General features: G+C 47.0%; 12 protein-coding genes. 4 read left to right on the forward strand and 8 right to left on the reverse strand.

Going from position 1 to position 20,910, the window contains the following annotated elements; all coding sequences use genetic code 11:
• Nucleotides 1-26: 26 nt before the first annotated feature.
• From ACFOLF_RS16445 to ACFOLF_RS16475, 7 genes are all read right to left on the reverse strand, one after another.
• Entirely contained in the window at nucleotides 27-851 is an 825-nt protein-coding gene (locus ACFOLF_RS16445; RefSeq protein ID WP_210045053.1) for a carbohydrate ABC transporter permease, read from the reverse strand.
• Nucleotides 848-1,771: a carbohydrate ABC transporter permease gene (locus tag ACFOLF_RS16450; RefSeq protein WP_210045054.1), complete on the reverse strand. Its 924-nt coding sequence runs from the start codon at nucleotides 1,769-1,771 to the stop codon at nucleotides 848-850. Before ACFOLF_RS16450 ends, ACFOLF_RS16445 begins: the two co-directional genes overlap by 4 nt.
• A gap of 139 nt (nucleotides 1,772-1,910) precedes the next feature.
• Nucleotides 1,911-3,209 (reverse strand): ABC transporter substrate-binding protein, encoded by a 1,299-nt coding sequence (locus ACFOLF_RS16455; protein ID WP_210045055.1) that lies wholly within the window; start codon nucleotides 3,207-3,209, stop codon nucleotides 1,911-1,913.
• Between the two features lie 23 nt (nucleotides 3,210-3,232).
• Nucleotides 3,233-4,228, reverse strand: coding sequence for a serine hydrolase domain-containing protein (locus ACFOLF_RS16460; RefSeq protein WP_210045056.1), 996 nt, complete (start codon nucleotides 4,226-4,228; stop codon nucleotides 3,233-3,235).
• Nucleotides 4,212-5,084: a MurR/RpiR family transcriptional regulator gene (locus ACFOLF_RS16465; RefSeq protein ID WP_210045057.1), complete on the reverse strand. Its 873-nt coding sequence runs from the start codon at nucleotides 5,082-5,084 to the stop codon at nucleotides 4,212-4,214. Before ACFOLF_RS16465 ends, ACFOLF_RS16460 begins: the two co-directional genes overlap by 17 nt.
• Nucleotides 5,085-5,415: 331 nt before the next feature.
• Nucleotides 5,416-8,001, reverse strand: coding sequence for a metallophosphoesterase (locus tag ACFOLF_RS16470; protein WP_210045058.1), 2,586 nt, complete (start codon nucleotides 7,999-8,001; stop codon nucleotides 5,416-5,418).
• 3 nt (nucleotides 8,002-8,004) lie between these two features.
• The gene (locus tag ACFOLF_RS16475; protein WP_210045059.1) at nucleotides 8,005-9,270 is read right to left on the reverse strand and encodes a class I SAM-dependent methyltransferase; all 1,266 of its coding nucleotides are present in this window, start codon (nucleotides 9,268-9,270) and stop codon (nucleotides 8,005-8,007) included.
• A gap of 716 nt (nucleotides 9,271-9,986) precedes the next feature.
• On the opposite strand from ACFOLF_RS16475, the gene ACFOLF_RS16480 reads away from it, so the two are divergent.
• The 4 genes from ACFOLF_RS16480 to ACFOLF_RS16495 all read left to right on the forward strand — a co-directional run bounded on the left by ACFOLF_RS16480 (nucleotide 9,987) and on the right by ACFOLF_RS16495 (nucleotide 19,589).
• Nucleotides 9,987-10,493 carry a DUF2085 domain-containing protein gene (locus tag ACFOLF_RS16480; RefSeq protein ID WP_379113787.1) on the forward strand — a complete coding sequence of 169 codons (507 nt, stop codon included), beginning with the start codon at nucleotides 9,987-9,989 and terminating at the stop codon, nucleotides 10,491-10,493.
• Between the two features lie 428 nt (nucleotides 10,494-10,921).
• A complete protein-coding gene (locus ACFOLF_RS16485) occupies nucleotides 10,922-11,839 on the forward strand; it encodes an aldo/keto reductase (protein ID WP_210045061.1) in 918 nt (305 codons plus the stop codon).
• Between the two features lie 414 nt (nucleotides 11,840-12,253).
• Nucleotides 12,254-16,894 carry an endo-1,4-beta-xylanase gene (locus ACFOLF_RS16490; RefSeq protein WP_210045062.1) on the forward strand — a complete coding sequence of 1,547 codons (4,641 nt, stop codon included), beginning with the start codon at nucleotides 12,254-12,256 and terminating at the stop codon, nucleotides 16,892-16,894.
• A gap of 985 nt (nucleotides 16,895-17,879) precedes the next feature.
• Nucleotides 17,880-19,589: a flotillin family protein gene (locus tag ACFOLF_RS16495; RefSeq protein WP_210045063.1), complete on the forward strand. Its 1,710-nt coding sequence runs from the start codon at nucleotides 17,880-17,882 to the stop codon at nucleotides 19,587-19,589.
• 431 nt (nucleotides 19,590-20,020) lie between these two features.
• On the opposite strand, the gene ACFOLF_RS16500 is transcribed toward ACFOLF_RS16495, so the two are convergent.
• Entirely contained in the window at nucleotides 20,021-20,593 is a 573-nt protein-coding gene (locus tag ACFOLF_RS16500; protein ID WP_210045064.1) for a DNA-3-methyladenine glycosylase I, read from the reverse strand.
• Nucleotides 20,594-20,910 lie beyond the last annotated feature (317 nt).

A 20,910-nucleotide genomic window follows, 5' to 3' on the forward strand; every position in this document is an offset into this window, starting at 1 on the left:
CCTGTAGTCTTTCCCTGTCGTTGTGTCTACTTGACCGCACCAGCCGTCATCCCGTCCATGAATTGCTTGGATGCAATGATGAATATGACAATCATCGGCAGCGAAGCAAGCGTAAGCCCTGCGAATAAAGTGCTCCAATCGGAAGCATATTCACCGAACAGGGACATCATTCCCACAGGAATCGTCTTCTTCATCTCACTTTGGATAAAGATGAGCGGGAAGAAGAAATCATTCCAGGCGGTTACAAAATTAATAATCATGACGGTGCCCAGTGCCGGACGCATTAACGGCAAGATAATACGCCCCAGAATTTGCATATCGGTACAACCATCGATCTTGGCCGCTTCCTCCAGCTCCCTGGGCAGCGTTCGAAAGAATCCCGTTAGAATCATAACGCCAAGCGGAATTCCCATAGCGCTGTATATCGAGATGAGCGACCAGGACGAATCGATGAAGCCGATATCCCGCATCAATAAAAATAAAGGTACAATCCCTAATTTGATGGGAATCATCATGCCCAGCAGAAAAATAAACATTAGCGCCCCGTTCCATTTAAACGACGTTCGCGCAATATAATAGGAGGCCAACGAGCATGAAATCAGAATAATAATGACACTGATTCCCGAAACGAAAATACTGTTCCATAAAAACCTGCCGAATGGAAGCTGGTCAAGCAGATTCGCATAAGCGGCAAAAGACAGCTTCCCGGGAAATGCCAAAGGTTTCTTGAATATCTCAATGGTCGTCTTTAATGAGGAGGAAACCATAAGAAACACCGGATACAGACTCAGGAAAGCAAACAGATAGCCGATTCCGTACTGTACAACTCGAAGCGATACGCTTGGTCTCATACCTGGTTCACCTTCCTTGTCAGAGCCAGGAAAGCGGCTGAAATAATAGAAATAATCGCGAACATGACAACAGCAAGCGCTGAACCAAGTCCGATAGCGACCGAGTCGCTGGATGAGCCCCCGAATGCCGTACGGTAGAAGAATACAGCCATTGTATCGGTTGAATAGTACGGTTCTCCCATCGAGCCCTGCATCGCATAGATAAGCTCAAAGGCCTCGAAGGATTGAATAAAGGTAAGCACCGTAATCATAATAATGGGTTGAATCATCAAAGGAAGAACGATGGTGCGAATCATTTTGAGTCCTCTGACGCCGTCCAGACGGGACGCTTCCATCACCTCGACAGGAATCGATTGCAGGCCCGCCAGAAAAATAAGCAGAGACAACCCGACTCCGAACCAGGAGTTTACGAAAATAATCGAGAGCAGAGCGGTGCCCGGATCGCCCAGCCAGGCCATTGTCCATGAATCCAAACCCAATTTATCAAGAAGAACGTTAACCGTTCCATATGTCGGATTTAAAATCAATTTCCACAAGAATCCCACCACAATGACGGATAACAGCCTTGGCAGGAAATAAGCCACTTTGAGAAAGCCCGAGCCTTTAATCTTCTGAAACACAAGATAGGCAAGAAGGAAGGCAATACCGTTCTGGACAACCATCTGTACGACAAAATAGATGACATTATGTTCAATCGCATTCCAAAACATCGTATTGAAAGGCTCAAGCGTAAATAAGTTTTTAAAGTTCTGAAGTCCAATAAAACCAAGCCGCTGAATGCCTTTCCAGTCATACAAGCTGTACGAGAACGCTGCGCATATAGGATAGATAATGAACAGCAAATAAATGGCGAGGGCTGGAATCGGGAACAGATGAATGGACCATCTGTTTCGTTGAAGTCGTTTCGGTTTGTCGGCCATAGAAAAGCTTACACCTCGCTAACATGAATAGAACAAGCGGCAGCCCCGAAAAGTAAACACCGCCAGCGGACGAATATCCCCACATGTCGGGACTTTAACTTCCGGGGCTTGCCGTCAATGTCGAATCAGATGGTCCGGTTTACGGTTTAAACCAGGTATCCGCGTTCTTCTGAAGCTCTTCCGCTACTTGCTCTGCATTCAATTTATCCAGATATAAGGCCTGCATAGAATTCTCAAGCGTAACCTTGGTTGTCGGGTTGCCGCTGTTGAAATTTGTAACCATCATATACGGAGTCGAAATCGTACCGGCATATTCAGCGAACTGGGCGATGATCGGATCATCGGCAGTTACCCCGGGAATCGGACTGACGCGTTTCATTTCATTAGCGAACAAATTGCCAAATTCGCTGCTTGTTGCAAATTCGAGGAATTTTTTCGCTTCCTCTTTATGCTCTGATTTCGCATTGACCGCATAGGAGCCATCTACATAAGTCGATACGGTTGGTTTACCGCCGGCCGCTATGGGAGGAACCGGAAACACTCCTAATTCCAGATCAGGATTCATCGATTGGATTACCGCTACGTCAAAATCGCCCATAATATACATCGCCGCCTGCTCCGTTACGAACAGGGTTCTCATATCCTCGTAGCTTATACCCATGAATTTATCAGGGAAAAACGGGGTCAAGTCTTTCATTAGCTGCAGGGATTGCACATATTCCGGATCCGTAAATTTCTTCTCGCCTTTGAGCAGCTTGCTTGTAAAGTCGTTACCGCCATATCCTGCAGGACCCATTACACCTTGTGTAATCGAGAGAATCCAGCCATCCTTCCCGCCGAAGCCGAATGGAATCACTTTCTTGTCCTTCAGGGTTTGGGAAACCTTAATCAGATCATCCCAAGTTGTCGGCACTTCAATGCTATTGTCTGTAAAGATCTTCTTGTTGTACATGATTGCGACTGTGTTTAGCGCCATAGGCACACCATAGATACTGCCGTCTTTCCCCGTAGATGCCGCCAGTACGTCAGCCGGGAACGCATCCAGGCCAGGCAGGCCGTTTATCGGCTCAATGAAACCGGAATCGCCGAGCGATGTTCCGGCCGCATATGGACGCAGATGAATGATGTCCGGACCTTCTCCGGTTTGCAAGGCAGTGCTCAACACCGTATTGTATTCCGTGCTTTTCGTTGGAGCGAATTCAATTTCAATATTCGGATTCTGTTTGTTGAATTCCGCAAATACTTTCTCATAGACAGCCTTGTCTTCTGTTCGCCAGCTTCCCATGGTCAGCTTCACTTTTTCGCCATTGGATGATCCCGAAGATGCCGCAGCGTTCTCGGACGATGGGCTATTTGCGTTATTGCTGCTGCCGCAACCGGATAGAATAACAGACGTGGTAATGAATAATAGGGTTACCAGGCTAAATAAACGTTTCATCTTCATGCTTCCTCTCCCGCTACCTAGTCTATTAATGAGGCCATTACTGCTTCATGAAGGATGGGTCTCAGCTGTTTAATTGGATTATCCCTGCCGTAATGAACCGCATTTGTAAGAAATACAACGGTAATCTCCCGAACAGGATCAATCCAAAGGCTGGTTCCGGTAAAACCCGTGTGCCCGAAGCTCCCGATCGGCCAGGCCGGACCGCAAGCGAGTGTCGAATCCCGGCCGTCCTGGACCTGCCAGCCAATGCCCCGCCCCTCAAATGGGGATTTCGTACAAGATTCTACCCAACCCCTGGTTAATAACGAATAGCGTTCAGGGTAAAGCCAGCACTGGGCATAAAGCGATAAATCCCCGGCTGACGAGAATAACCCTGCGCTTCCGGATACTCCCCCGAGACGATAACAAGTTTCATCATGCACTTCACCTGCGATGTACTTGCTGCCGTCCCATTCCGTTGGAGCAATCCGATCCTTCCAGGCCGCTGGCGGATTAAAGCAGCTATCAGCCATGCCTAATTTTTTGAATATTTCGTCTTTTGCAAATACATCCAGGCTTTTTCCGGATATGCGAGAGATCATCCATCCGGCGAGTATCATTCCGAGATCGCTGTATTGCACACGTTCGCCTGGTTCAAAATCAAGTGCTTGAGACAAAATTTCCTGCCTGACATCTCTTGCGGCATACCGCTCCCGGTAACCCGGCAGCGATGAAGGCAGCCCTGAAGTATGCTGCAGACAGTGGCCGATTGTAACCTTCTCATGCCGGAACTCCGGAATATACTTCTGTACCGGATCACTCAGCGACAGCTTTGATGCTTGGAGCAGGTTCATAACAGCCGGCAGGGTGACGACTACTTTCGTTAGCGAAGCCACATCATACAGTGTCGTTAATTCAGCACTTCCATAAGAAGCCTGAACCCGCTGCCTGCCCTTGAACCGAATATCCAGTACAGCGCCTGGAATCCGGTTGTCCTGAACCCACCGGTTAATTAATTTATTTATTGTTTCCATTGCGCTTAGAGCGGCTCACCGCTTTTCTCGTTCTCTCCAGCAATTCTACCGTTTCGTCATACTGCAGCTGAGCGATCCCCACAAACAGGATATCGATGACATTTAATTGCGTAATTCGAGACGCCATCGCTCCGCTTCGTATGCTCTTCTCTAATGAACTGGTAAACAGCCGGACATCCGCCAGATCAGATACGGGATTGCTGCCGAACTTGGTTAGTGTAATAATCGTAGCTCCGTTCTGCCGTGCAATCGAGAGCGAGCCGATAATATCTTCCGTCTGCCCCGAATACGAGATACCGAACGCCACATCCCCCGCTCTCAAATTCGCCGCCAAAGTCGCCTGCGAGTTAAAATCATACGCAGCCTCGCACCATCGGTCGATACGAGTCAGTTTTTGCATAAAATCCTGCGCAATAACAGCTGATGCGCCAACGCCGAAGATGCAAATTTTTCTCGTCTTGCCGATGGACTCTATAGCTTTCTCCACTTCCTGGACCGACAGTACCGACAGCGTATCCTGAATGGACTGGGCATTGTTGTGTGAAATAGAGTCAATTAAAGCGGATACTGAGCTATTAGGTTGAATTTCCTGATAAGTATCTGTTTCCTTTGAAGCCTGCGCGGTTTGAGCCAGGTCCGCTACAATCCGCATTTTCAAATCCTGAAACCCTTTGAATTGCAATGAACGTGACAATCTGACAATGGTAGCCTCGCTGACACCCGTAAGCTCTGCAAGCTTCTGAACAGAGAGATTCACGATTTGTTCCGGATGCTCCAGTATGAAATCGGCCACTATCTGCTCCTGAGGCTTTAACAAATGAAGAGCCTCCTTAATGCTTACAAGTCCACCATGCATGTAAACCCCCACTTTCAGTAACTGCGTGTTAAAAATTGATAAAAATGACAATCGTTGTTTACCGGTAACAACTCTTGATCACATAATAAATTATTATTTCATAAATATCAATCGATTTATAAAATATTATTTCACGTTTCATGTGAGGTTTACCCTTTTTGACATTTAATCTGACAGAATAGTAACCTTAATGTTACTTGAGCTGCACCAACTAATATGTGGCAATCAGAAGAGGCTATGACAATCCGCCTTCTGGGGAACTGTCATAGCCTCTTCTGATTTTTTTCAACTCCGTAAGGGTATCCCTGCAAAACCCGGAATCCGGGTTCATTTACAGCCTCGGATCTATCTCTTTCTCCTTCGCAACCTCAAACAGCAGGTTTGCCACGGCTTCCCTATAGTCTTGGTTAGTTTCTGTAATCTCGTCAAGTCTTACCGCCAGCATCCGATTCCCCAAGCGATGTTCACTGGCAGAGGTCCGAAGCTTCGAGCTGATATTTTTCTGCTTCATGAGCTTGGCATACTTGTACGGGAACTTGTAGTCATATCCATAGATAATCGACAGATAGCTCGCATTGCGGACCTTCAGATAGGGTACCGTCCTACTGTCGATCTTCTCAGGTTTAATGACGACACCTTCCATATGGTTCTCAAGCGTCAGCCTCGAGAAATATTGTTCTGCCCTCTCATAGCTGTGCGGCTCCGCCAAATCAAGCACCAGGCATTCATCATCCGACAGTAAGCGGTAGATCTCTGAGGTTTTCCGGTCGGGCAATCGTTCTTCCCCGTTCCGGTAGATCTCTTTAAGCAGCGCAAACGGTTTATATGCAAGCTCTGCATCACCGGAATACAATTCCATCTGCCGCTTGTAGATACGGTAAGCCTCCTGATGCTGTGCCAGCGGCACAAACTTCTCCAGAAGCTCACGAACGTATTTGTAATTCTGATACATTCCCGCGCCATACTTGTCGCTTAACACAGCCTTGGACAAATGGTGCTGATCCTTCTCGAACCCGCTTTCCCGGCAAGCTTCCGACAGCTGGCCAAAGGCTTCCTCAAAACCATTCTGCCGCAGGAATTCGAGCTCGGTCTCCAACGCCTTCCCGATCGGGGTGAATTGTCTTTGAATCAATCCGTCCCCCATTGCTTTCCATGGCAGCAGTTCACCATCAAGAATCAGCATCTCGATCTGTTGTTCCACCATATATGTGCCTAACTTCCCGAGCATTTGCTCGTAAACAGGCGCGAGATCTACAGCATTGACCTTGTAGCCGTTGCGGCTGACCGCATAGCACTGCTCGATGTCTCTGTGCAAATAGATATTACACCTGGATCCCATATACTTGGGCTGCAGCACGATCTGCGTCACACCCCGCCCCGCAAAATAATCAAGCCCCCGCCTCAGCGATTCCAGTTCCCCCGTACCCTCATCCTTATCCGCTGGCGACATCGTACCGGAGATGTAATTGATTTTATTCTCTGAGCAGTAATGCAGCCTGCGGACCGCCTCGTCATCCAATTCCTGCAGCGATACCTTCTTCTCTTCCCGAAACAATGTCGGCAGATCTTCCTGGAGAGCCGTTTGCCGGGACTTGTGGCTTTTGAAGAAGGGCCTGAATGAAATCTCAACCGCGGTCAGCATATTGCCATGGACGCTCCCCGTATCAAGATGGATTTTATTTTTGATCCGGAATGCATTTTTCGCAGCCACATGTCCGAAAACATGGTAGGGATGGTTCCCCACCGCCTCTGCCCTCAGAAAATCCAGCTGCCCCTCAATCGGCGCATCACGGTCTATTCGAAAACTGCGCTGATGACGCAGAGAATTGGAATCCAGTTTGCCAATGTACTTGCTGCGGCATGGTGCATGGGTCACATAGAAGGAAGGCCCGCTATTACCATTTAGCCGATAGAAGGGTTTGGATACCGACACAAGCTGATGGAACTTTTCAAGCAGCCCTCCATCGCGGGACAGCACCTGTGTCGAGTCAAAGTACGTATTCAGGAGTTCCTGATCCGCGCCTTGAATTTCGCCTTTCATATACTTGTCGACGAAGTTCTCATGATTTCCTGCGACAAGCAGGAGGTGTTCCTGATTCTTATGCAGAAACTCAATGACTGCACCGGTTTGTTTGCCTTTGTCAATCCAGTCTCCGACAAGGATCACTTTGGTATTCCGTACCTTATCCGTCGCCACCAACTTTCCCGCATCGACCCGATAACCGTAGCTCACCAAGAGACCCTGAAGCTCCTGTACACATTCGTGGACATCCCCGACGATGATGTACCTCTGATCCTGCGGCAGAAACATCGACAGGTAGGTCTCCCAATCCTGGACCACTATTTTATAATCCGGATTCGTCCTGCTCAGCTCCGCTGAATAGAAATCTTTGGCCCGCACTTTATGAATCCTCGCGTAACCTTCACGGGATAGCACCGGCAGAACATCCTTCCGCAGCCGGTTGATATGGTTCGTGATAAACTTCCTGGAGCGTTCCGAGGCGTAGTAATCCTCCCGCTTGCGGTAATCGAACAGGATGACCTCCAGATTGTAATTGTTCTCCTGGGCAATCTCGCGGACCTTGGTCCGAAAATCCTCGTTCAAGCCAATCGTGTCCACCACAACAAACTCTGCATTAATCGGAAAAGACGTCACCATCTTCAGCCTCTCAAACAACAAATGAAAGGCATGCGAGCTTGCTTCCAGCATGATCTGATCGTATTTGTCATACTCATAACCAAGCACTTCCTGGCGAATGCCGTCTGACGAAAGATACTGCACGTTCGTCTTCACATTCCGGTCCCGCTCCTCCAAACTTAACTGAGGGATCAGCAATTCCTTGGCAAAGGTCGTTTTACCGCATTCCGTCGTACCGACCATCATGAAGATGGTATGAACTTTTGTCAGCATTTCCATGCACTAATCCCCCTTCCTGCGGACAATGATTCCTTGAGTCGTCTGAACACCATTAACGCCATCGCCCATCCCAACCCATTCCGCCTCTACATCCATCCCTTGAAACACTTGAGCAAGCCACAGCCTGAACGCTTCCTTACCCAACTCCCATTTATGATCCTCGTGCCTGAATCCGTCCAGCTCATAATAGTGGTTAAAGTCGGCGTTAGGCGTCGTAATGATCAGCCGCTCGAAATTCACCTGAGCGCAAATTTGGCGAATCAGCGCTTCGGCCTCCTCGAGACTCATATGCTCGATCACTTCCGTCAAAATAACATCCACTTGCTCACCGTTATAAGACTCCAGAAAATGATCGATTGTCCGGTGTGTCGCAATGTTATCCACCTGCTTCGTGGTTGCCTTGCGTGTGACAACCTCCAACAAATCCTCATTGATATCGACTGCATAGTAGGTGTTCTCGATTTTACCCGCGAACGGAATTGCATAAAATCCTTCTCCGCAGCCTATATCCAGAATGGATTTGTTGAACGGCAGATGGCCTGAGATAAAATTCCTTCGCTGCATCGCGGTACCGCCGTACTGGAACGAAATATCATACCGGCCGGTTTGTTCGATTTCAGCCTTGTATTTCTTGAAGCGCTCCCTGGAAGACAGAAAGTTCCTCACGAACAGGCTGCGGATGTAGAACGGCGCATCAATGACAATGAAGCTTCGGAGGTATTTGTCCAGAATCGAATCCGAGATATCGATATATTCGTTGCCGAACATGGACAGGAACAAGCAAAGCACACTTGCGGCATGAAGCAGATGGTATAAGCTTTTCTGCGTCGTAATGGTGAGCGAATAGCTTTTATGCGCTTGATGCTCGATAGTGAAGGTAAAATCCTTCAGATGTTTTTCGAAGAAATCGATGTAACGAACACGCTCGATATGAATCATATTGATAAAGAAGGTATGCTCGTATCCCTCGGCGTCTCGCTCAACCTGCGACTTAAACGGAGTGGCAAAAAACTCGTTAATCGCATTCAGCGGGAACAGCGGCGTGTTGTAACGGGAAACATTCAAGTATTCAAAATTCTCGTTCTCATCCTGTTTATACGAGATCTCATTGTCCGCATCCTTGAAATAAACATTGAAGGTTGCTTCGTCGGTATACCAGCCGTAAGCCATTCCTTTGCGGACACTTCTTAACAGCATGCCTGTCCCCGGATTCTTCTTAATGAGAAAGGAAAACCTCGGGTTCGTAGATTTTAATTGTACAATAGCCAATTCCATCTTCCCCTAACCAAAGTCAATTCGAGAGAGAGTAATCTTAACTCAACCTGAACTTATCTTCGCTCATTAGCCGGTTAGTGAACATGGTGAAAGTATGGCGACATAGAAATATTTTCATAGAGAGCAAGGCCGTAATAGGAGTATATATAAATTATTTCAATAAAATATTACATGACGCAAGATCAATCGTGTGCATTCGTTTGATGAACTGAACTGGTCCATTATTCACAAACATTCCGTTTGGCCTAATTCGCATAACCAAAAAGAGTACCGCACGTTGCTCTTTTTTCATTGTGAAGGCATGTCCAGACAAGCCCAAGATTTTCACTGTTGAAATATTGCATAGTAAATACAGCCTAATTTTTACAATAAGATAGCAAATCTCGAATAGACATGAATGTCAAATTTTGCGGAAAATTTGTGAGTTTAGTCTCACTTTTTTTTCACAAATAGAAGGAATTTGTATTATTTACTCGAATTCATAATCGTTGTGGTAAAATATAACTAAAGAGGCGGGAAGAAATGGCTGATATTAGGCATTGTGAACTATGTGATCGAAATGTGGAACCGACAAAAAAATTCAACTGGCTTGTCTTTATTTTCTTGTGTGGGATTTTTTACATGCTTTATTACCCGTTTAAAGCGAAAAGATGTCCAATCTGTGGCACTACACACCTTTCGGCTCCAAGGCCTCCCCAACGTGTTTAATAATGTATTGCCCAAATAAGAAACCAAGCTTTTGGTACATCTTTTTTTCTCATCATCCTTATTGTCAGTTGAATAGGACGCTACGAATTTCGTTTTTCGGGAGAACAATTTCTCTCTGTACTCGCTGCACTGGTCAGTACAGTATGATGTTTCTTTACTTGGCTTGGAGTATGAAAATCAAAATTACTGAACCTGCTATCGTTATATACCTCCTTCCCTTACCGGCAACTATAGATTGGTTGACGCAAACTCTTAAATGGCGTGAATCGACGACACCGATTCGATTGCTTACTGGTGGACTTTTTGGTATATGGCTGGCAGTGGTCGTAAAACAGGTCATTTATTGGGACCCACAACTACTTCTCCAAATACTCTATCAAATTCTAATTTACATATTTGCCGTGATGACTGTACTTCTTGCAAAAAAAGGCTCTATTGATGATTATTTGCAACCATACGAAGATTTTATTGGTGAATATCAACTCCAGCGAAGTAAAAAAACCAGTTGAGTTCTTCGTTGTAAATACGGAAGATTTGTATGAAATGAAACCAGGTTCTCTAAAGAGCACTTCTTAGAATAGACATTGGTCAAACCTTCGGGGTTCCAGTGAAAATCTAAGGGGTGCCTTTTTATGGCCCGCCTTCAAAACAGGTGAAGTAAGTATGTTATACCGTTATACTCTCCCAATATATAGGAACCCACCGCATTTGATTCCACCAAATGTATGATTCATCGTACTGTTCCCGGTCAGATGGAAACTTCTGAGAGATGATTTTGGGTTAATGACAATCAGCTGACAATACAATTAAATGCGTAAGCCTTGATAACTACCGTTCTAATGTGTCACAATCAATATAGGATATGCAGAATATCCACGTGAAGCTTACATAGATCCCGGACGCGAGTCACCATGCAAAATGAGGAGGAAATTCATTCATGAAAACAATGAAACTGGGAACCAGCACTCTGGAGGTGCCGGTCGTAGCAGTCGGCTGCATGCGTATTAATTCACTGGACAAGCCCGAGGCGGAACGCTTTGTCCAAAAAGCATTGGAAGAGGGTGCGAATTTCTTCGACCATGCGGATATTTACGGCGGTGGAGCATGCGAGGAAATATTCGCGGATGCCATCCATATGAACGATGATATTCGCGAGAAAATCATCCTGCAGTCCAAGTGCGGCATTCGCAAGGGGTCGTTCGACTTCTCCCTTGAGCATATTTTGGAATCGGTGGACGGTGCCTTGAAGCGGCTTAAAACCGATTACCTGGACATTCTGCTTCTTCACCGTCCCGATGCGCTGGTGGAACCGGAAGAGGTGGCAAAGGCTTTCGATATTCTGGAAAGCTCAGGTAAAGTCCGTCATTTCGGCGTTTCCAATCAAAACCCGACACAGATCCAGCTGCTCAAGAAGTTTGTGAAGCAGCCGCTTGTGGCCAACCAGCTGCAGCTCAGCATCACCAACGCCAACATGATCTCCAATGGCGTGAATGTGAACATGGAAAATGAGTCAGCTATAAACCGCGATGGCAGCATACTTGATTTCTGCCGGCTGAACGATATCACCATCCAGCCTTGGTCGCCTTTCCAATACGGATTCTTTGAGGGCGTTTTCCTCGGAAGCGAGAAGTTCCCTGAATTGAATAAGAAGATCGATGAAATCGCAGGGAAATATGATGTCAGCAATACAACCATCGCAATCGCGTGGCTTCTGCGTCACCCGGCACACATGCAGCCGGTCACCGGTACGATGAACATAGAGCGGCTGATTGATTGCTGCAGAGCAAGCGAGATTTATCTGACGCGCGAAGAATGGTACGAAATCTATCGTGCGGCAGGCAATGTGCTTCCTTAAACATACAGGCATAAGCCTTGTAGCCCAGCAGCCTCATGTCCTTTTAGACAGAGGCTGCTTTTTTCTATCCTTCAGTTTGCAGAGGTGTTCCTCGATTTAATTTGGATTGATAACTGAGCTCTTGATAATCGTCTGACAGGAATGTACCGGTGCAAGCTGCTCAAGGTCTCCCCTAAAAGAAAAAGCAGCCATCACAAAAGATACTCTGCGGCAACGAACCGTGGATCAGCAAATTCACCTTATTTTATAACGCATTTCAACTCAATATTTAAAAAGTAGAGTATATTCTATAGTTCTTCTGGTAAAACGTTTTAAGCATACACGATATAATAAAGCTCTGGAAAGGAGAACCAGACCAAGAAATGTAAGCGCTTAATATGATTAAATAAATTATTGTAGGGGGAATGTAATCCAATGAGTAGAAAGCTCAAACAGTTCTTCTCGATCTTACTCGCTGCAACCTTGCTTGTCCCTTCAGGCTGGCTCGCGCCGATCGCGGAAGCCGCAGCGCCGGAAATACCCGTAATATTGTATCATCGGATTGTCGATAATGATGCGACGGACGACTGGACTCATACAAGTGCGGATCATTTCACGAAACAGATGAAATACCTGAGCGACAATGGTTACGACACTTTGTCTGCAGAACAGTATGTCAATATCCTCGAAGGAACCGAAACGACCCCGGATAAGCCGATCCTGCTGACATTCGACGACGCGACTCCTGACTTCATTACCCATGCACTCCCGGTGTTGAGGGAATATGGAATGAAATCCGTTCAGTTCGTTGTCAGCGATTGGATCGACGGCAATTACAGCATGACGACGGCGCAATTGCAAGCGCTTGCGGCAGAGCCCGGCGTCAGCCTTCAGAACCATTCCCAGACGCATAACGGCAGCGAGGATAACTCAGCCGGAGAGATTTGGACGGGAAATATCACCAAGGAGCAGGCTGCAGGCGAGATTGCCGCCGTGAATGCATATCTGAAGAATATCACGGGCAAGGACCCTGTTCTCTTGGCTTACCCCTACGGTTCCTTCAATGCGAACGCAGAGGCAGCAGCACAGGAGAACAGCATCAAGTATGCCTTTAAAGTAGGTTATCCGAATCAAGGGAACTACGCTATGGGCCGCCACTATATGATGAGAAGCACGACCCTGGCCCAATTCGCTGCAATGGTTGGCGGACCTGCACCGCAAGAACAATCAGATACGGTTTATCACGAAACCTTTGCAAGCGGCACGGGAGCTGCAACGCAATCTGGCAATGCCAGCCTGGCGCAGGCCACCGGTAAAGTATTTGCCGGCAATGCGGACGGAGCGGCTTTATCTGTAAGCAACAGAAGCAACGACTACGATGCGGCTGATTTCAAATTCGCCGACATCGGTCTGTCCAACGGCAAAACCTATACGGTAACCGTTACCGGCTATGTTGACGCTGATGCGGTCGTGCCTGAGGGCGCGCAAGCTTATCTTCAAACGGTGAGCAGCTACGGCTGGTTGGCGGGTGAAGATTTTGCAGCCGGAGAAGCTTTTACCTTAACTAAAGAGTTTACGGTGGATACCGGCAAAGATACGAGCCTGCGCGTTCAATCCAACTCTGCCGGGGCCGCTGTTCCGTTCTACATTGGAGATGTATTAATCACCGAGAAGGCATCTTCAGGCGGCGGTGAAGAGGAACCTCCCAGACCGCCTGCTTTAGACTTCACCACAATAGATTTCGAGGATCAAACAGCAAGCGGCTTTGAAGGCCGTGCAGGCACCGAAACGCTTACCGTCACCAATGAAGCCAATCATACCGACGGCGGTTCATACGCTTTGAAAGTAGAGAACAGATCCGATGCCTGGCATGGGCCGACACTGCATGTGGAGAATTATGTCGACATAGGCTCCGAATATAAAATTTCATTCTGGGTTAAGCTGATCTCCCCTACCAGTTCGCAGCTCCAGCTGTCCACCCAGGTTGGTCAGAACAGCCCCAGTTATATTAACCTTACATCAAAAACAATCAGCACCAGCGACGGCTGGGTTCCGTTCGAAGGAACATACCGTTATACAAATGCAGGCAACGAATTTTTGACCATCTATGTGGAAAGCTCCAATAATAGAACAGCATCCTTCTATATCGACGATATCAGCTTTGAACGTACAGGTTCGGACCCGATCGCCATACAGAAAGATCTAACTCCGATCAAGAATGCTTATCAAAACGAGTTCCTGATCGGAAACGCGATATCGTCGGATGATCTGGAAGGCGTCAGACTTGAGCTTCTCAAGATGCATCACAATGCCGCCACAGCAGAAAATGCCATGAAACCGGATCAGCTGCAGTCTGTGAAGGACAACTTTACCTTTACCTCCTCGGATGCGCTTGTGAATACAGCTCTGGCCGAGGGATTGCAGATGCATGGGCATGTGCTGGTATGGCATCAGCAGACGCCTGCTTGGATGAATACGTCCAACGGTTCCCCCTTGGGAAGGGATGAAGCTCTCGTCAATTTGAGGACCCATATCAAAACGGTCATGGAGCATTTCGGCAATAAGATGATCTCTTGGGACGTCGTCAACGAAGCGATGAACGATAACCCTCCCAACCCATCGGATTGGAAAGCCTCACTGCGTCAATCCCCTTGGTATACTGCCATCGGACAGGATTATGTGGAGCAGGCGTTCCTGGCGGCAAGAGAGGTGCTGGACGCGCATCCGGAATGGGATATCAAGCTTTATTACAATGATTATAACGAAGATAATCAAAGTAAATCTCAGGCCATTTACAGCATGGTCAAAGAAATCAATGATAGGTATGCGCTGTCTCACCCTGGCAAACTCCTCATCGACGGCGTCGGCATGCAGGGGCACTACAATGTAAACACGAATCCGGACAATGTTAAATTGTCCCTGGAGAAGTTTATTTCCTTGGGTGTAGAAGTAAGCATAACCGAGCTTGACATTCAGGCAGGCAGCAGCAGCCAGCTCCCCGAGCAGCTTGCGAATGCCCAGGGCTACTTGTACGCTCAGCTGTTTGAAATCTTCAAGGCCCACGCGGCAAGTATCAAGCGGGTAACATTCTGGGGAATGGATGACAGTTCAAGCTGGAGAGCCGCTAACAATCCGCTGCTGTTTGATAAGGACCTGCAGGCCAAACCGGCTTATTACGGTGTAATCGATCCGGTTAAATTTATGGAGGAGCATCCGCCTGTATTGGCAGAAGCCAAACAATCCACTGCTAATTTTGCTACACCTTCAATCGACGGTACTGTTGACGCTGTCTGGAGCGAAGCGGCCGAAATACCGGTTAATCGCTATCAAATGGCGTGGCAAGGTGCGACCGGAGCAGCAAAAGCTCTCTGGGATAATCAAAACCTGTATGTTCTGATCCAGGTCAGCGACGCGCAGCTTGACAAAACTAACGCAGCTGCCTATGAACAGGATTCCATCGAAATTTTCCTGGACGAAAACAATGCAAAGACATCGTTCTATCAGGATGACGATGGACAATACAGAGTTAACTTCGACAACGAGACTTCATTCAATCCGACAAGCATCGCAGACGGTTTCGTATCGGCAACCAAGGTTTCCGGTACAAATTACACGGTTGAAGTGAAGATTCCGTTCAAAAAGGTAACGCCAGGAACCGATAAGAAACTGGGTTTTGACATACAGATCAATGACGCCAAAGACGGCGCCCGTCAAAGCGTTGCCGCATGGAACGATACGACAGGCAATGGTTATATGGACACTTCCGTGTACGGCGTACTGACCCTCACTGGCAATCCCGGCAATCCCGTTGATCCCGTTGATCCCGTTGACCCCGTTGACCCCGTTGATCCCGTTAATCCGGGCGGCATAATTGGCTACGGATCTAACCCGTCGACAGGAAGCGTTGAGGTCAAAGACGGCAATGTTACGATCCACCCTGAAGTGAAAAACGTGGGCGGCCAAGTAACAGGCGTCGTTTCCGCCGAAAATTTGAAAAGCGCGCTTGAACAGGCTGCTCCAGCAGCAAACGGCAAGAAACATATCGTAATCGAAGTGCCGAAGCAAGCGGACGCAAATTCATATGAAGTCCAATTGCCATCTCAAAGCTTGAAGGGTCAAGAAAACTTCGTGCTGTTGATGAAGACAGAACATGCAACGATTGAAATTCCAGGCAACATGCTGTCCAATGTGACAGAGAATCCGGAGCAAGTATCCATCCGCGTAGCCAAAGCTTCGACAGTCAATCTGGTTGCAGCTGTCCGAGAACGGATCGGTGACCGTCCGGTACTGGATCTGAGCGTGGTAGCCGGTGACAAAGTCATCGCTTGGAACAATCCGAATGCGCCTGTAACGATCTCTGTTCCTTACACGCCGACAGCAGAAGAGCTCAGCAATCCGGATTCGATTGTCGTTTGGTACATCGCTGACAATGGCGAAGTGACATCGGTCCCGAACGGCCGATATGAGGCAGCAACCGGAACAGTTGTATTCCAAACGACCCACTTCAGCACCTATGCTGTGACCTCCGTCATCAAAACCTTCGGAGACCTGAAGAATGTCCCATGGGCAAAGCAAGCGATTGACGCCATGGCAGCCCGCGAGGTCATCAAAGGAACATCCGCGGACATCTTCTCTCCTGCAGCTTCCATCAAGAGAGCGGACTTCATCGCCCTCCTCGTAAGAGCGCTTGAATTGCAAGGTACAGGCAAGAACGAAGCGATGTTCAGCGATGTCCAGAAAACCGCCTATTATTATGATGAGCTGGTCATTGCGAAGGAGCTGGAAATCGCCACTGGCTTTGAAGACAATTCGTTTAAACCAAGCCGCAATATCTCCCGTCAAGATATGATGGTGCTGACGACACGCGCGCTGGCGGCAGCCGGCAAACAGCTCGATGCCAACGGAGCTTCAGACGCTTATCCTGACGCGGCAAGCATTTCCGATTACGCCAAAGACAGCGCTGCAGGTCTGGTAAAATCCGGAGTTGTGAACGGCAGGAACGGCATGATTGCGCCAAACGAGTCGCTCACCCGCGCTGAAGCGGCAGTCATCCTGTACCGCATCTGGAATCTGTAATCGCAGCCAAGAAAGCTGATCAAGCAGGAGGGGGCGCAGCCCCTTCCTCTCACCCATGAAAACACGCGTGTAAATAAAGTTTTAGCTCGCAAGTGTAAATAACAAATGAGCCCAGCCGTCTTACAAATGGCTGGGCTCATTTTGTTTTTTCTCTTTAATGCCAAATAAGCTTCACCGTGATCTTACTTACGCTTTTGCGATTAATCGACTGATGAGTACATTCATCCTTCAACTGCTCGATGATCTTGTTGGGCGAAACAGCGATGGGTTTTGATCGTTGCCTGGATTTATTAATCATGGATTCCCACTCGGACAAATACATACCTCCCCTAATGCCAGAATAGATCTTTAATTATAAGGTTTTCTGTAAAGGAACTGGGGGGCATTCTGGAAAACTCCCTCTTTTAAAAATCTAACTTACATTTACCTCAACTTTATGAGAAAATTAAAGAAATGTTCTTATTTTACATTATAGGGAATAAATTAAAATTTTGGTTGAGGGGTGGTCATCATTGACTTATATGTTATTTGCCTCGTCATAGGTGTGCTTCTGGTGGCATTAGGCTTATTCGGATTTGAATTAGGCAATCACATCGGGGTGGAAACATTCTCTCTCGCTTGTCTCTTTGTCACCTTCGGAGGGCTGGGATTGATAATAGAAAATTGGATATTAACTTCGACAATATCGTTAGGCTTCACTATTATAATCCATTTTTTGGTTATAGCCCCATTGAGAAAGGTACAAAGTTCCACATCAATCTCTCGTACAAGTCATGTGGGTAGTATTGCTACAGTAGTTTCGCTTGTACCTGCCAAAGGATTTGGTGAGATTCTTATGAATGCGAAGCTTGCCAGATCCAACCAGATAGCATCGAGTTTTGACGGTGAAGACTTACCCGTAAATACGAGAGTAGTGGTTGTAAGTATCACTAGTGAAGGTGTTTATCAAGTAAGTAAATTAAATTGATTATGAGGAGGTTTTTTAATGTCGATGCCTATTCTTATTGGTGGTGGGTTAGTGGTTCTAATTCTTGTTGTGGGGTTTTTGACTTTTATTTCAAAATACAAAACAGTCTCTCCAGACCAGGCTCTGATCGTAACAGGTAGCTACCTCGGCAATAGAAATGTTATTTCATCTGATCCCGATTCTACAAATCCACGTAGGGTGAAGATCATAAGTGGCGGTGTTTCGACTCCTGAAGTCTACACGGAGGAAGGGGTGCCGATCATGGCGGATGCAACCGCTATCATTAAAGTCGGCGGGACAATGGAAGATATCTTCTCGGCGGCCGAGCAATATCTTGGTAAACCCGTTGAGTCACTCAGACTTGAAGCGCAGGAAGTTCTAGAGGGTCATCTTCGCTCGATTCTTGGATCAATGACTGTTGAGGAGATCTACAAAGACCGCAAGAAGTTTGCTTCTGAGGTGCAAGAGGTAGCCCACATCGACTTGAAAAAAATGGGTCTTACCATTGTCTCTTTCACAATCAAGGATGTGCGGGACAAAAACGGCTATCTTGATGCCCTTGGTAAACCCCGTATTGCAGCTGTCAAACGTGATGCACAGATCGCCGAAGCGGAGGCCAATAAAGAAGCTGCTGTAAAGAGAGCGCAAAATGATGAACATGCTCGTCGTGCGGAGATCACAAAAGAAACGGCTATTGCTGAAGCTGAAAAGGATATGGAACTGAAAAAAGCAGCGTTTAAAAAGGAGCAGGATACGGCAAAAGCTGTAGCAGATGCAGCTTATGGCATTCAGCAAGCTACTTCGGAACAGTCCGTCATTGAAGCGAAGATGAAAGCGCAGCAAATCCAGAAAGAGAAAGATATTGAATTGGCTGAAAAGGAGTCCCTCCGCAGGCAGAAGGAGCTGGAAGGGACGATAATGAAACAAGCCGATGCAGACCTTTACCGGCGTACTAAGGATGCCGAAGCCGCTCGTATTGAGCAAGAAACAAAAGCCGCTGCTGATGCCGAATCACTGCGTTTGCAGGCTGAAGCAGACGCCAATGCCAAAAAAGCCCGGGCGACTGCTGAAGCAGAAGCAGAACGGGCTAAAGGAACCGCAGCCGCTGATGTAGAACGCGCGAAAGGTAAAGCTACCGCTGATGCTGAGATCTCCAAAACGGAAATCCTCAAAGCACAGGGCGAGATGGAAGCCGCAGCTGAAAAAGCCCGTATCGATAACTTGAGTGCTGAGGGTCAAGCAACAGCATTCGCTATCGAAGCTAAAGGTATTGCAGAAGCGAGGGTTTTCGAGGCTAAGGCTAAAGCCGAGGTAGAAAAAGAAATGGGTCTTGCTGAAGCAGCTTTGAAACTTGGCCAACTTCGCTTCGTCGAACTTATTACTGCCGTTCTCCCAGAAATCGCTGGTAAGATTGCCGAACCAATGGGCAACATCGATAAAATCACGATTATCGACACCAATAGTGAAGGTGGAGGTGGTATGGGGAAAATCACAGGTCAAGTAACAAACCTCATGAAATTCCTACCTGAAGTTGTTGAGGATATGACTGGCATAAAATTGTCCGATGTACTCTCAGGATTAACAAAAGGCCGTCTTAGTGGGGAAGCCTTCGATCCGGTCAGTTTTCCTAATCTCCTGAAAAGTCTCGAAGGGGTAGATTCGAAGGCATTAGAAGCTGTTCTGAAAAATTTCAATCCAAATAAAGCTGAAGGGCCTGAAGTTGAGTAGGCATAAAGGGATGTATACAAACAAAGGCTGACTTCGTCACCGCTTTTGATTTGTACGCCCAGCTTGGACGGACATTTCTACGCTGATAGAAATAAATATTATATAGAGACGCGTAATAAGTTCTTTGCTAACCCGTCTATATCTTGTTAATGCAGGAGAACGAGAACATGTATGCATCAGGAAACCGGGCACTGCAGGGCTAATGCTACATGTTCTAGTCCAGGGTTCAAATGGCAAACCGTAAAATATTGCGAAACTTGACCTCCCACCTTTGCTGCGGCTCAATGCTAGCGGCGCTTATATCATCGGTGTAAGATACATGTCTGCGAACTGCTTCGATACCATTGTGACGCTCCAAATCTCCTGAAGCATCTGATATCGGGTTTGTGAATCGGTACTTCGTGAAGCCAGTTACCCCGATGGATGAATCTCTATTTACGGAAATCTTCTCTAATCATAAATTCACAGTCCAGTGTATGATCATTTACCATTCCAGAGGCTTGCATAAAAGCGTAACAAATCGTCGACCCGACAAATTTGAAACCTCGCCTTTTCAAATCCTTACTCATCGCATCCGATTGCGTTGTAGTCGCCGGAACCTCGCTTTTGTTGCGCCAATGATTACGAATCGGTATGCCACCGACGAACTGCCAAATGTACGCATCAAAGCTGCCGAATTCCTCGCGCACCTTCAAAAAGTTTTGAGCATTTGTGATTGCCGACTGAATCTTCAAGCGATTGCGGATGATCCCCCCATCTTCCATCAACTCCTCCACCTTGTCCTGATCATATTCTGCCACTTTGTCCGGATCAAATCCGTCGAAGGCTCGCCGGTAGCCCTCGCGTTTCTTCAGTACTGTATACCAGCTTAAACCAGCCTGCGCTCCTTCTAACAGAAGTAACTCAAAGAGTTTTTGATCATCATGGACCGGTACTCCCCATTCATGATCATGATAATCCATATACAACGGATCTTCATTGACCCAAGCGCAACGTACAGACATCCATTCCACCTTCCTTTCCTAAAACCAACTATAAGATACGGGCTACGAGCGAGTGAAATCATATAAAATAAAATTTGCTCTAGAATTAAAAACTCTAGGGCATTCTTGTTAAAGTCGAGAAACCTTATGGACATATAACAAGGCATTCTGTATCTCCTAAGAAATTCTGAAATTCATTGCTGTTATATTGCAATTTTATATATGTATGTAGGACCAGTTAATACCTTAGCTCTGACATTCACTCTTGAACCTTCGGTGCAAGTTGTTGTTCGACATGGGCAAAGTTATGATTAAGCAAAAACCCAACCTCTTGCGGT

This window comes from Paenibacillus sepulcri, from assembly GCF_042647105.1.
GTDB classification, from domain to species: Bacteria; Bacillota; Bacilli; order Paenibacillales; family Paenibacillaceae; genus Paenibacillus_Z; species Paenibacillus_Z sepulcri.

What these genes read in the sequence shown, in the direction of transcription:
- ACFOLF_RS16445 (WP_210045053.1), bottom strand. Translation starts at nt 851, where the DNA reads ATGAGACCAAGCGTATCGCTTCGAGTTGTACAGTACGGAATCGGCTAT.
- ACFOLF_RS16450 (WP_210045054.1), bottom strand. Translation starts at nt 1,771, where the DNA reads ATGGCCGACAAACCGAAACGACTTCAACGAAACAGATGGTCCATTCAT.
- ACFOLF_RS16455 (WP_210045055.1), bottom strand. Translation starts at nt 3,209, where the DNA reads ATGAAACGTTTATTTAGCCTGGTAACCCTATTATTCATTACCACGTCT.
- ACFOLF_RS16460 (WP_210045056.1), bottom strand. Translation starts at nt 4,228, where the DNA reads ATGGAAACAATAAATAAATTAATTAACCGGTGGGTTCAGGACAACCGG.
- ACFOLF_RS16465 (WP_210045057.1), bottom strand. Translation starts at nt 5,084, where the DNA reads ATGCATGGTGGACTTGTAAGCATTAAGGAGGCTCTTCATTTGTTAAAG.
- ACFOLF_RS16470 (WP_210045058.1), bottom strand. Translation starts at nt 8,001, where the DNA reads ATGGAAATGCTGACAAAAGTTCATACCATCTTCATGATGGTCGGTACG.
- ACFOLF_RS16480 (WP_379113787.1), top strand. Translation starts at nt 9,987, where the DNA reads ATGTATTGCCCAAATAAGAAACCAAGCTTTTGGTACATCTTTTTTTCT.
- ACFOLF_RS16485 (WP_210045061.1), top strand. Translation starts at nt 10,922, where the DNA reads ATGAAAACAATGAAACTGGGAACCAGCACTCTGGAGGTGCCGGTCGTA.
- ACFOLF_RS16490 (WP_210045062.1), top strand. Translation starts at nt 12,254, where the DNA reads ATGAGTAGAAAGCTCAAACAGTTCTTCTCGATCTTACTCGCTGCAACC.
- ACFOLF_RS16495 (WP_210045063.1), top strand. Translation starts at nt 17,880, where the DNA reads ATGTCGATGCCTATTCTTATTGGTGGTGGGTTAGTGGTTCTAATTCTT.
- ACFOLF_RS16500 (WP_210045064.1), bottom strand. Translation starts at nt 20,593, where the DNA reads ATGTCTGTACGTTGCGCTTGGGTCAATGAAGATCCGTTGTATATGGAT.